The sequence below is a fragment of the Citrobacter sp. RHBSTW-00944 genome (assembly GCF_013615435.1).
In the GTDB taxonomy this organism is placed as follows: domain Bacteria; phylum Pseudomonadota; class Gammaproteobacteria; order Enterobacterales; family Enterobacteriaceae; genus Citrobacter; species Citrobacter braakii.
In genome coordinates, this window is record NZ_CP055418.1 from 4,288,558 (window position 1) to 4,301,226 (window position 12,669).

Annotated in this window: 9 protein-coding genes; 6 read left to right on the top strand and 3 right to left on the bottom strand. The window is 53.1% G+C overall.

Going from position 1 to position 12,669, the window contains the following annotated elements:
* Nucleotides 1-54 precede the first annotated feature (54 nt).
* Together parC and HV334_RS20785 are read right to left on the bottom strand one after the other, a co-directional pair.
* On the bottom strand, nucleotides 55-2,313 hold the full coding sequence (gene parC, locus HV334_RS20780; RefSeq protein WP_016157479.1) for a DNA topoisomerase IV subunit A: 2,259 nt from the start codon (nucleotides 2,311-2,313) through the stop codon (nucleotides 55-57).
* 118 nt (nucleotides 2,314-2,431) lie between these two features.
* Nucleotides 2,432-2,827, bottom strand: a complete 396-nt coding sequence (locus tag HV334_RS20785; protein WP_016154511.1) for a YgiW/YdeI family stress tolerance OB fold protein — start codon at nucleotides 2,825-2,827, stop codon at nucleotides 2,432-2,434.
* A gap of 152 nt (nucleotides 2,828-2,979) precedes the next feature.
* On the opposite strand from HV334_RS20785, the gene qseB reads away from it, so the two are divergent.
* The 5 genes from qseB to HV334_RS20810 all read left to right on the top strand — a co-directional run bounded on the left by qseB (nucleotide 2,980) and on the right by HV334_RS20810 (nucleotide 11,392).
* Entirely contained in the window at nucleotides 2,980-3,633 is a 654-nt protein-coding gene (gene qseB, locus HV334_RS20790) for a quorum sensing response regulator transcription factor QseB (RefSeq protein WP_181220850.1), read from the top strand.
* A gap of 3 nt (nucleotides 3,634-3,636) precedes the next feature.
* Entirely contained in the window at nucleotides 3,637-4,986 is a 1,350-nt protein-coding gene (gene qseC, locus HV334_RS20795) for a quorum sensing histidine kinase QseC (RefSeq protein ID WP_181220851.1), read from the top strand.
* 348 nt (nucleotides 4,987-5,334) lie between these two features.
* On the top strand, nucleotides 5,335-6,516 hold the full coding sequence (locus HV334_RS20800) for a DUF2169 domain-containing protein (RefSeq protein ID WP_181220852.1): 1,182 nt from the start codon (nucleotides 5,335-5,337) through the stop codon (nucleotides 6,514-6,516).
* Nucleotides 6,513-11,102, top strand: a complete 4,590-nt coding sequence (locus tag HV334_RS20805) for a PAAR-like domain-containing protein (protein ID WP_249415038.1) — start codon at nucleotides 6,513-6,515, stop codon at nucleotides 11,100-11,102. The genes HV334_RS20800 and HV334_RS20805 overlap by 4 nt, the downstream gene beginning before the upstream one ends.
* Nucleotides 11,103-11,134: 32 nt before the next feature.
* On the top strand, nucleotides 11,135-11,392 hold the full coding sequence (locus HV334_RS20810; protein ID WP_249415039.1) for a hypothetical protein: 258 nt from the start codon (nucleotides 11,135-11,137) through the stop codon (nucleotides 11,390-11,392).
* Nucleotides 11,393-11,459: 67 nt separating this feature from the next.
* Here the strand turns inward: HV334_RS20810 and HV334_RS20815 are convergent, their stop codons facing one another.
* Nucleotides 11,460-11,771, bottom strand: a complete 312-nt coding sequence (locus HV334_RS20815; RefSeq protein WP_181220854.1) for a SymE family type I addiction module toxin — start codon at nucleotides 11,769-11,771, stop codon at nucleotides 11,460-11,462.
* A 303-nt stretch (nucleotides 11,772-12,074) separates the two neighbouring features.
* On the opposite strand from HV334_RS20815, the gene HV334_RS20820 reads away from it, so the two are divergent.
* Nucleotides 12,075-12,656 (top strand): NAD(P)H-dependent oxidoreductase, encoded by a 582-nt coding sequence (locus HV334_RS20820; protein WP_019077693.1) that lies wholly within the window; start codon nucleotides 12,075-12,077, stop codon nucleotides 12,654-12,656.
* Nucleotides 12,657-12,669 lie beyond the last annotated feature (13 nt).

The window sequence follows — 12,669 nt, forward strand, 5'->3', positions numbered from 1 at the left end:
AATTTTTAACGTTGGCTCTCCCCGGGCTAAAACAGGGAGAGCCGGACGGTAGCGTTATTCTTCGCTGTCGCCGTGACTGGCGCGTCGAGGCGAGTCAATGTCAATGCGATCGATACGCTGCAGACCACGCATTAGCGTACCGCGACGGCCACGCTCGCCGGTCACTTTCTGCAACTCTTCAGGACGCAGTTTAATTTTGCGCTTACCGACGTGGATAGTCAGCGTGCTTTGTGGCGGCAACACGTAGAGCTGCGCCAGGCCATCTTCACCTTTCGCCGCTTCCGCTGAAGGGATATTGATAATCTTGTTCCCTTTGCCTTTTGACAATTGCGGCAAATCGCTTACCGGGAACATCAACATGCGACCGGCTTGGGTGATTGCCAGCAGCATATCGGTTTCATCTTCAATCACAACCGGCGGCATAACGCGCGAATTTTCTGGCAGCGTAATCAATGCCTTACCAGCACGGTTACGAGCTACCAGGTCGTTGAAGGTGCAGACAAAACCGTAACCCGCATCGGATGCCATCAGCAGTTTCTGATCGTCGCCTTCCATCAGCATGTGCTCAACCGTCGCGCCCGGCGGCAGCGTGAGCTTCCCGGTCAGCGGTTCACCCTGTCCACGCGCCGACGGCAGCGTAATCGGGTCGATGGCGTAGCTGCGTCCGGTCGAGTCCACGAACACCACTGGCTGGTTGCTCTTACCCTTCACCGCAGACTTAAAGCTGTCGCCCGCTTTATAGCTTAATCCCGGCGCATCAATGTCGTGGCCTTTCGCGCTACGCACCCAACCACTCTGAGACAGCACAATGGTCACTGGCTCTGACGGCAGCATGTCGTGCTCGCTCATCGCCTTCGCTTCTTCACGTTCCTGCAGCGGAGAGCGGCGTTCGTCGCCATAGGCCTCGGCATCAGCCTGCAGCTCTTTCTTCAGCAGGTTGCTCATTTTACGCTCGGAAGCCAGAATGCCTTGCAGCTGATCGCGCTCTTTCGCCAGCTCATCCTGCTCGCCGCGAATTTTCATCTCTTCGAGTTTGGCAAGGTGGCGCAATTTCAGCTCAAGAATGGCTTCAGCCTGGGTTTCAGAAATGCCAAACCGCGACATCAGCTCGGGCTTAGGTTCATCCTCATGACGAATAATTTCGATCACTTCGTCAATGTTGAGGAATGCCACCAGCAAACCTTCAAGGATATGCAGGCGTTTAAGCACTTTTTCCAGACGATAGTTCAGGCGACGACGTACGGTATCGCGGCGGAACGCCAGCCATTCGGTGAGGATCTCCAGCAGATTTTTCACCGCCGGACGACCATCAAGACCGATCATATTCAGATTGATACGGTAGCTTTTTTCCAGATCGGTGGTGGCAAACAGGTGGTTCATCACCTGCTCCATATCCACACGATTGGAGCGCGGGACAATCACCAGACGGGTCGGGTTTTCGTGATCCGATTCGTCGCGCAGGTCGTCTACCATCGGCAGCTTTTTATTGCGCATTTGAGCGGCGATCTGCTCCAGCACTTTTGCCCCGGAAACCTGATGCGGCAGTGCGGAAATCACCACCGCGCCGTCTTCTTTCGTCCATACCGCGCGCATACGTACAGAGCCACGTCCGTTTTCGTAAATCTTACGAATCTCTGCCCGCGAGGTAATGATCTCCGCTTCGGTCGGGTAATCCGGCCCCTGCACGATGTCCAGCAACTGATCCAACGTCGTTTTCGGCTGCTCAATCAGGGTAATCGCCGCTTTCGCCACTTCACGCAGGTTGTGTGGCGGAATGTCCGTCGCCATACCAACGGCAATACCGGTCGTGCCGTTCAACAGAATATTTGGCAGACGCGCAGGCAGCATCTTTGGCTCCTGCATGGTGCCGTCGAAGTTTGGCACCCAGTCCGACGTTCCCTGGCCGAGTTCACCCAGCAGAACTTCCGCATATTTAGACAGGCGGGATTCGGTATAACGCATCGCCGCGAAGGATTTCGGATCGTCCGGCGCCCCCCAGTTCCCCTGCCCGTCAACCAGCGGATAGCGGTAAGAGAACGGCTGCGCCATCAGCACCATCGCTTCATAACAAGCGCTGTCGCCGTGTGGGTGGTATTTACCCAGTACGTCACCGACGGTACGGGCGGATTTTTTAAATTTGGCGCTGGCATTCAGCCCCAGTTCGGACATCGCGTACACGATGCGACGCTGAACGGGTTTCAAACCATCGCCAATAAACGGCAACGCCCTGTCCATGATGACGTACATGGAGTAGTTCAGATAGGCGGTTTCCGTGAATTCATGCAGCGCCAGGCGCTCTGCCATATCGCTCATTAATCGTGGTTCCTCAACTTTGTACCCCTCTATTGAAGGGCAATATTGCCGCAGATACTACCCTATCTGGCGTGTTGAGTCACAAAGAAAAGGGCCACGAGTGCGGCCCTGATGGGGATTATTTGGCAACTTTGGTAATCTGTTTCACGTCGATTTCAACGGAGTTCCAGTCTTTATCCACTTCACCCTGGATTTCAACCACATCCTGCGGTGTGACGGTTACGCCGTTCCAGCGCTTGTGGTCGATATCCACATTCACCGTGCCGGTCGCATCTTTAAACACATACAGGTCGTCGGAAATACGCTCAACGATGTTCCCGCGCAGGGTAACCCAAGTGTCATCACGCAGTGATTTGGCGCTTTCTACCGTCGCGCTGCTACCATTCGGGCCGACAAATCCGCCATTTTGGCTTTGCGTGGTGGTTGTCGGTCCAGAGAAACCGCCCTGCTGCGCTGCCAGAACAGGTGCGGAACACAGTGCCATTACGGCAACCATTGCAGCTAATTTTTTCATCGTCATGTCTCCCTTTCATTTTGGTTTACGACTATTAAATAAGTTAATCCTTAACAAGTTCTTAAGGCAAAAAAAGATACTTTTTTTGCTGTACAGAGGCTGTAGTCACAAGGTTTACTGACGATAATGAGAGCGGCTGCAGGGAAGAACATATGCGTATTTTACTGATCGAAGATGACACGTTGATCGGCGACGGCCTGAAAACAGGTCTGAGTAAAATGGGATTCAGCATCGACTGGTTTACCGAGGGTCGACAGGGGAAAGAAGCGCTCTATAGCGCCCCTTATGATGCGGTGATCCTCGACCTGACGCTGCCAGGCATCGACGGACGGGACATCTTGCGCGAATGGCGAGCCAACGGGAAGCAGGAGCCAGTGCTGATTCTGACCGCTCGCGACGCGCTGGCGGAACGCGTTGAGGGTCTGCGTCTCGGCGCGGATGACTATCTGTGCAAACCCTTTGCGCTGATCGAAGTTGCCGCCAGGCTGGAGGCGCTGGTGCGCCGTGCCAGCGGCCAGGCGAGCAACATATTGCGCCATGGTCAGGTGACGCTCGATCCCGGCGCGCTGGTTGCCACGTCGGCAGATGAGCCTTTGTCTCTCAAACCCAAAGAGTTCGCTCTACTGGAGCTGCTGATGCGCAATAAGGGTCGCGTCCTGCCCCGCAAACTGATTGAAGAAAAACTGTATACCTGGGACGAAACCGTCTCCAGCAATGCGATTGAGGTACACGTCCATCACTTACGCCGTAAGCTCGGCAGCGACTTTATCCGTACCGTGCATGGCATTGGCTACAACCCTGGGTGACGCATGAAACTCACACAACGCCTCAGCCTGCGCGTCAGGCTAACGCTTATTTTTCTGATTCTGGCATCAGCGACCTGGGCCGTTTCGAGCTTTGTAGCCTGGAAGCAGACCACCGATAATGTCGATGAGCTGTTTGATACCCAACTGATGTTGTTCGCCAAGCGGCTCAGCACGCTGGATATCAGCGACGTCACCACCTCAAGCAATATGGCTCGCACGCCGAAGAAGCTCAAACACGGCCATATTGATGACGACGCGCTGACGTTTGCCATCTTCACCATCGACGGCAAAATGGTATTGCACGATGGCGACAACGGCCAGGATATTCCCTACAGCTACACCCGCGAAGGCTTTACCGATGGCCAACTCAAGGGGGACAATGACGCATGGCGTTTTCTGTGGCTGAATTCCGCTGACGGCAAATACCGCATTGTGGTAGGCCAGGAGTGGGAGTATCGAGAGGATATGGCGCTGTCGATCGTCACCGCCCAGTTAACACCGTGGTTGATTGCGCTGCCGCTGATGTTGCTAATCCTGGTGGTCATGATTAGCCGTGAACTCAGGCCGCTAAAAAAACTGGCGCAGGCTCTGCGCTGGCGCTCACCGGAATCGGAGGAGCCGCTCGATCCGAAAGGTGTGCCAAGCGAAGTACGCCCGTTAGTTGAATCGCTCAATCAGTTGTTTACCCGCACCCATTCCATGATGGTCCGCGAACGGCGTTTCACTTCTGATGCTGCCCACGAGCTGCGCAGCCCGTTGACCGCGCTGAAAGTACAAACGGAAGTGGTGCAACTGTCAGACGACGACACGCAAACGCGGGAAAAAGCGCTGGTACAGTTGCATGCGGGAATTGAACGCGCCACCCGACTGGTCGATCAGTTACTGACGCTTTCACGCCTCGACTCCCTCGACAATCTTCAGGATGTGGCGAAAATCTCGCTGGAGGAGCTTTTGCAATCCGCGGTGATGGATATCTACCATCCAGCCCAGCAGGCGCACATCGACGTGCGTTTGCAGATTAACGCGCATAACATCATGCGCACAGGACAGCCGCTGTTACTGAGCCTGATGGTACGAAATCTGCTGGATAATGCGATCCGCTACAGCCCGCGGGGTAGCATTGTGGAAGTGACGCTCAACGCCCGTAATTTTAGCGTCAAGGATAATGGTCCTGGCGTTGCGCCAGAGGTCCTGACGCACATCGGGGAACGCTTTTATCGTCCACCGGGACAAAGCGTGACCGGCAGCGGTCTTGGCCTATCGATTGTCCGCCGTATCGCAATATTGCATGGAATGTCAGCCTCGTTTGGCAACGCTCCGCAAGGTGGCTTTAAGGTAACGGTGCAGTGGTAACAATATGATTCGGAGGTTCGTCACATCGATCCTCCGAATAAGTTAAAACTAATTACCTCATACCACAAATAGAAATAACAAGAATGAACCATTATTTTTAGGTAATATTTACAACAAATAAGAACAATAATTCACTCATACAAAATTTAAATATATAAGCACACCACCCCTATATAATTCATTTACAGCCAAATAATTAAAAATAAAAATCGCGACCATGACGAATATCAACAAACATATTTAGGAACAGGTTTTTAATCATTGCTATTCTCATAATGGCGGCACATTTAATTAATAAGCACCAGCAATATAACAATCATAATTCAATATCACTCAGGTATAAATGAAATGGAATTTCGTAATCTGACACCATTCTCAGTGATGGAGTACGCCATGGAGGATATTCATGGCGTACGGTATCACGTCATTGCCATGAAAACCGGTTTTCGTATTGTGCCGGACGATGATGGCCAGTGGCGGCCTTTGCTGATGGAATATCCGACGCTGCCGTTATGCCTGGAAGATAAATTTTTCGGGGAAATGAATATCTCTCCGGTCAGACAGGAAAGTGACCTTGCTCCGCTGAAACCCGCCTGCGATATCCTCGTAAATGGCACGGCTTACACACCGGATGGTATCGCGGTGCCGGAAATGAAGGCGGGGGTATTAATACGCGCCCCATCCGGTAACGTGATACTGGACAAAAGACTGCGCATAACCGGTCAGCGTTTTTACCAACATCAGGCGTTAACCGGGCAATGGTACGAAACGGAACCAGAACCTTTCACCTCTCTGCCACTGAATTATCACTACGCCTTTGGGGGTGAATGCCGTGTGGAGGCGAACTGCGATTATGCTGACCGCATCCCGAAAGCCTATCGCCTGACAGAGACGCAACGCAGCGGACATCCTGGTCAAGATAATCTCCCGCTGGCGCACACCGTCTGCCCAGTCAATCCACTGGGGCTGGGTTATATGACGTCCTGGTATCTGCGGGCCAGCAAAGTACAGCAGGTCGAAGCCCCGCGGATTATTGCCACGGACACACCGTTCACCCTTGCGCATTTTATTGACGTTTCCGGCGATAACGCTGACTGGTCAGCCCCGGAATACCAACCTGCCGGTTTTGGTGCCACAGGCCGCACATGGCTCCCCCGGTTGCCGCTCGCCGGAACCTACAATCAGGAATGGCTGGAAAACCGCCATCCGGGCCTGCCGGAAGATTTTGATTTCCGCTACTGGAACGCGGCCCCGCATGACCAGCAAATTCCGTTCCCCCGCCCCGGAACAACGCTCACCCTGAGTGGCCTTCATCCTGATGGCGATATCACTTTTACATTACCCGCCAGTCAGGCCGGCATTTTGCTACGGATGGACTCCGGGGAGTGTATTCCGCAGATGATGTGGACCGACACGCTGCTCATTGACACAGATGCGCTGACTGTCGAACAGACCTGGCGTTATCTGTTGCCCTTTAATTCGTCAGTGCGGGTGATGGAAGCCCGTTATCACGTTGCAGGAGAACAATGATGGCGAAGAACTATATCGCCCGTCAGGACGGGCAGTGGACAGTCGTCAGCCTGACTCCGGACGTCTGTAAAACCCCGATGGGCCCCGCCACGCCACCGGTTCCTTATCCTGTCACTGCCAGTCTGGGTGATGCGGTGCTGATCGTACCGTCAGTCGAAGCGAACGGGCATCCGGTGCTGGTCCTCGGTCAAAGTTTCGTTCCCTCGACAAAAGGCGATGAGCCGGGTGTGGCGAAGGGAGTGAAAAGCGGTACGGTAGGGGATATCTGCGAGCCGCTGGAGCACAGCACCACCTTCAGAGTCACTGGAAAACCGGTTCTGCGTCACTTTGATAAGTTCTGGATGAACGCCCGTAATACCACGGGACTGATTATCGGTCAGCCGCCCGCCGCCAGTGCGCCGATCAGCCAGGCCGATCCAAAGCCAGAACCGGAAACCAAAGAAGAGCTGAACTTCTGGGACATGATGCTGATGATCGAGAGGGACAGAAACCAGGCGCAGATAGAGGCGGCCCCGGTACAGCTTGATCTGACGATTGGCGCAGCCAAAGCCTTCTGGAATCAGTTCCCTGATATGGTCACAATAATGGGCCAGGGTGCGGTGATGCAGCAGGCCGGGGAAATGCAGATGAATGCCGCCATACTTTCAGCCACGGGTCAGGACGCGCTGGGCAGAGATATGTATAACCTGGGAGCGGAGGTTCGGGAGCATGCCGGTGATTTTAACTTGGATGAGTATCGCCTGGAGATGGATAACGACACTCAGGCACTCGGCGGAAAAATTTATGACTATAGCTCTCTGGCGCTGGGGGGGTATGGCCTTGTCAGGGGCGGATTCGCGCTCGCCAAAACCCTGAGGGTTGCCAGGAAGCTTGCGAAAGAAGGGGAAAATGTCGGTGAGTTCACTGCCGATCTACTGAAAGTAAAAAATGCAGAAAATGACGCTAATGAAATGGATAAAGTGGCAGATAATGTTGTGCCTGAAAGTAACGACGGCGCCGTTGTCAAAAGTAATACCGAGGGAAATGGTGATCCAGGAGATGGTGTGTGCGGTAAAGACTGCACTCTTCCCGGCGAACCTGTGGATGCCGGAAGCGGCGATTTTCTCCAGCAGTTCAGCGTGCTTTCCCTGCCCGGTTCCCTGCCGCTCGCGCTCTCACGTTTTTACCGCTCGCAGGCGACAGGCGGCGGGATATTCGGTAAAAAATGGACCGATGAGTGGTCATGCTCGCTGACGGTTCATGGCACCCGCCTGCATTTTACCGACAATGAAGGCGTGGAGATCTGGTACCGTATCCCAAAAGACGGACTTTTTCATGGTTTAGTGAACTCCCGACAGCCGTATTACCGGCTGTCGGGGGACATGGCTAGCGAACTAGTCATGTTTGATCGCCGTTCGCAGCGGACGCAGATTTTTACCCTGACAGGAAGTGGTGCTTACCAGTTATCCACCATCCATAACCGCCACGGCAACCGGATTGAATTCATCCGCACCGGAGGCCTGCTGACTGAAATCCGTCACAGCGACGGTTACACGCTGGCGCTTGACTGGCAGAAACACCAGCTAATGAGTATTGACCTGGTGAAGCCTCAGCGTCAGCGTCTGGTGACCTGTAATTATGACAGTAACGGTTATCTTGCCGAATGTAATACCTTCCAGTTCACCCATCTCTGGCATGAGTATACGCCGGAAGGGTTTATGACCCGCTGGAAAGATACGGCCAGAACCTGCGTCGATATTGGCTATGACCATCAGGGCCGGACCATCAGCACTCAGTCAACAGAAGGGTATTACGACGACCGTTTTGTCTATAACGACGAAGAGCACTGCACCACTTATATCGACGCCGAAGGTGGTGAAACCCGCTACTGGTATAACGAAGATGGCCTGGTCACCCGCAGCCTTGACCCGCTGGGGCGGGAAGAAACCACCCTATGGGAGAACACACGGCTCCAGTCCCGTACCGATGCACTGGGGCGAGCCACCGAATACAGCTACACCGAAGAAGGCGATATCAGCCGTGTCGCCCTGCCGGGTGGTTACAGCCTGTACTATGAGTATAACGACAACGGGCAACTGGCAAAACTGACCATACCGGGCGACCTGGTCTGGCAGTGGGACTATGATGACCACGGCAGTATGGTCAGTCTCACCGACCCACATGGCCGAAAGCAGCAGTTCAGCTACAGCGAACAGGGGGATTTACTTAAACGCATTATGCCGGGCGGTATAACCTGGCAGTGGAGCCACGATGCGCTGCACCAGGTTCGTGAGACCGTTGCACCCAATGGTGGCATCACGCAGACGGAACAGGATTTTCTCGGCCGTCTGTTAAGCGTGAAAGACCCACTGGGGTTCACCACGCAGTTCCGACACAGTAAAACGCATGCCGGACCGCAGGGCAGCGTGGAAGAAATCCAGCGCCCGGACGGTGTGCGCGAACTGATGCGGCAGAACAGCGAAAAGCTGCCGGAAAGTTTTACCGATGGCGAAGGCAAAACCACCCGCTACGAGTATGGCGCGTTTGACCTGCTGACCGCAGTTATCCGGCCCGATGGCGAACGGCTGGAATGCCGCAACGATAAACTCACCCGCCTGACCGGGATTATCAATACTGAAGGTGAACATTACCGGCTGGAATACGACAAGGCCGGGCAGCTTGTCGCCGAAACCGACTTCACCGGGCGCACGCTACGCTATCAGTATGACGCCGCAGGCCGCTGCATCCGCACCACTTTCCCGGACGGCACACATCTCAACCGCCGCTATAACGTCACCGCTCAGGTGACGGATGAGGTAGTCACGCACGGCGACAGCGACCGCACACTCAGTCACACCACCTTCCGCTATGACACGCTGTGCCGCCTGGTGGAGGCAAAAAACGCCGATGCCACCGTCACGTATGAATATGACGATGCCTGCCGGGTAACCGCCGAAACGATTAATGGCCGAAGAACCGAATACCAGTACGATGCGCAGCAGGATTATGTCGCACAGCGCACCACCGCCGATATCACGGAGCATTTCAGCCGTGGAGTCATGGGCGAACTGAAAGAGTGGCGGATAGCCGGTCACGTACCGCTGACCTTTAAGCACGACCTGCGCGGTCAGGAAACCCGCCGAAACAGCGCTGCCGGATTCGACCAGCAGCAGGGTTACACACCAACGGGGATGCTGACAGAGCAGCAGCTCGGCGACCCGACTGAGTGTGACCCGCATTATCAGCATAACAACACCCTGCGCCGCCAGTGGCTGTACGATAAAGCCTGCAACCTGACGATGATATCCGACTCTCACCGGGGAACGATGGTCAACAGTCTCACGGCGAACGACCAGATTAACCATGCCACCTGGACGGGCAGTGGCAGCACCCTGATGCGGGAAGAACGCTTCACCTACGACCAGAACCTGAATATCGCCCGCCGTCAGACGTGGGTGAACGAGGTGATGGAAAGCGAAGCGCATCAGCAGCAACAGCATGGTCGGGTGGTATCCAGAGAGCACAAAGCATACCGGCATCTCACCTCGCGCATCAACCCGGAAACCGGCAAACCGGAAGACGGGCATTTTGTCAAAATCAGAAGCGAGGATGTGACCTGGAAATATGACCTTAACGGGCGTCTGATGGAGAAAGCCGTCGATAAGGGAGGCTACCGCCCTCTTCTCTGGCGCTACCGCTGGGATGCGAGGAGCCAGCTTACCGGCCTGGAGACACCGGAAGGCGAACGCTGGGTATATAAATATGACCCGTTCGGCAGACGCATCAGCAAGCGCTGTACCAGCCACAACAAAACCGGAATGGATTTTCACTGGAACGGAGACCAGTTGACCGAAGAAATACCGGTCAGCGCCGACGGTAAAGCTGACGATGAAAACGCTATCCGCTGGATATACGAACCGGGTAGTTTTACCCCACTGGCGCGCTATGAGAAAGGGCAACTGCACTATGCGGTGACGGACGCGGTCGGCCGGGTTCAGGAACTGGTAACGGAAGACGGGGAGATTGTCTGGCGCGGTAAGCAGAAACTCTGGGGCCGGGAGGAAAGCCGGAACAAAGAAGATGCGCCCACCTGCCAGTTGCGTTTTCCGGGGCAGTATGAGGATGTGGAATCGGGGCTGTACTATAACCGTTTCCGGTACTATGATTGCGAAAGTGGACAGTATCTGTGTGCTGATCCGGTGGGGCTGGCGGGGGGACTGAATCTTTATCAGTATGCGCCGAATCCGTTGGGGTGGATTGATCCGTTAGGATTGAAATGTGGTGAGGTAGAACAGCCAGAGTGGACGCCTCACAACTATAAGCATTTCCCTCCTAAGAACAAATCCTGGAAGGATATAATTAAGTCCACTAAAACAGGACCGGCAAAATATAAACCCGATGTTAATATTAAATCTGTAGAATATGATGTCTTTAATACAGGAACTTCTGTCACGAATGGTAAGCCCTGGAAGGTAAAAGACATGGGTGAAATTATTGGAGCCAGTGAGGGTAAACCATCTCAGTGGATGAGAGTTGAACTTAGCGCTGGAACAATTCATGGACATCCAATATCTATAGATGAATTCACAAGGTTAACAACACCATGAACATTGACTTCTCAATAAAAAAGGGAGAGGTCGTGTTCAGCGAACTCTCATTAGAAAAGGATATTTTACTTGACGAGCAACGAGATTCTCTTAAAGAAGATATGCTACAAGTTGAATTCCCCAATGGATATGTTCTTGATGTCGGATGGCGACCATCTTTTGATATAAACGGTAAGTTTTATATTTATCTGATAAAAGATTTTGATTGGGAAGAACCTGTTTATAGTGGAAGTGCTGGAGATATTGATTCTTTAGTATTTGAAATTAATCAGGCAATGAATAAAATTTAACGTAAAGCCGGGAGCGAAATTAAATCTTCCCGGCTTATTTTTTATTTAGTTTCTACTGTTTAGCTTACTAAACCACCGCCTCCTTAATCCCCTTCATCACCTGTCGCACCTGATAAAGTTGCTCGCGCAGTTCCTGCACTTCGTTATTATCCGCCATCAACACAATGCACCCCTGCGATATTTTCACCGTTACGCTGCGCCCGGTGTCAAAACCCGCCTCTTTCAGCCAGTCACCTTTTAAAGCAATGCTGGGATGTTGTGAATAATACCGGGCTATACCTGTTGTGCGATCTTCGTGCCGTGCTCTGACATAGCCGACTTTAAGACGGCGCTGGGTTTTGGAAATGGTCACTTCTGGCGTAGAATCGCGTTCAGCCATGATTAACTCCTGCTTAGTTAGTTGTGGTGAGCGGTGGTAATGAGAGGTTTTGATTGTGATGACAAGTTGGCCAGCCGTAACAACGCAGCTCAAAGAGCTGCAAACCCGACTTCTTCCAGCCAATTTCCTGTAAGCTAAAGCCTGTGCACGAATATGCTCTATAGTTAGCTAAGTATTAGCTGATTGCTCACTGCTAAAACCATTTTTGCTATAAACGCAAAAGACTTTGCACATTTTGCTAATTTCACCGCGTCGCTGGTAGGGGTAAAATCGTCTTCAAACGTATTTCCCTGAGGACACAAAATGAGCAACATTCTGATTATCAATGGTGCGAAAAAATTCGCCCACTCCAACGGTCAGTTAAACGACACCCTGACCGAGGTCGCGGATGGCCTTCTGCGCGACCTCGGGCATGATGTTAAAATCGTGCGCGCCGACAGCGACTATGACATTCCTGATGAAGTACAGAACTTCGTCTGGGCCGATGTGGTTATCTGGCAAATGCCTGGCTGGTGGATGGGTGCGCCGTGGACCGTGAAAAAATACATTGATGACGTGTTTACCGAAGGTCACGGTACGCTGTACGCCAGCGATGGTCGCACGCGTTCAGATGCGTCTAAAAAATACGGCTCCGGTGGGCTGATTCAGGGCAAAAAATACATGCTGTCACTGACCTGGAACGCACCGATGGAAGCTTTTACTGAAAAAGATCAGTTCTTCCATGGCGTTGGCGTTGATGGCGTTTATCTCCCGTTCCATAAAGCAAACCAGTTCCTGGGAATGGAAGCGCTGCCGACCTTTATCACCAATGACGTGATTAAAATGCCGGACGTCCCGCGTTATATCGCAGAATATCGCAAGCATCTGAACGAAATTTTTGGTTAACTGGTAACCTGGA

Excerpts from the sequence above, each read along its gene's own strand:
- parC (WP_016157479.1), bottom strand. The coding sequence starts at position 2,313 with ATGAGCGATATGGCAGAGCGCCTGGCGCTGCATGAATTCACGGAAACC.
- HV334_RS20785 (WP_016154511.1), bottom strand. The coding sequence starts at position 2,827 with ATGAAAAAATTAGCTGCAATGGTTGCCGTAATGGCACTGTGTTCCGCA.
- qseB (WP_181220850.1), top strand. The coding sequence starts at position 2,980 with ATGCGTATTTTACTGATCGAAGATGACACGTTGATCGGCGACGGCCTG.
- qseC (WP_181220851.1), top strand. The coding sequence starts at position 3,637 with ATGAAACTCACACAACGCCTCAGCCTGCGCGTCAGGCTAACGCTTATT.
- HV334_RS20800 (WP_181220852.1), top strand. The coding sequence starts at position 5,335 with ATGGAATTTCGTAATCTGACACCATTCTCAGTGATGGAGTACGCCATG.
- HV334_RS20805 (WP_249415038.1), top strand. The coding sequence starts at position 6,513 with ATGATGGCGAAGAACTATATCGCCCGTCAGGACGGGCAGTGGACAGTC.
- HV334_RS20815 (WP_181220854.1), bottom strand. The coding sequence starts at position 11,771 with ATGGCTGAACGCGATTCTACGCCAGAAGTGACCATTTCCAAAACCCAG.
- HV334_RS20820 (WP_019077693.1), top strand. The coding sequence starts at position 12,075 with ATGAGCAACATTCTGATTATCAATGGTGCGAAAAAATTCGCCCACTCC.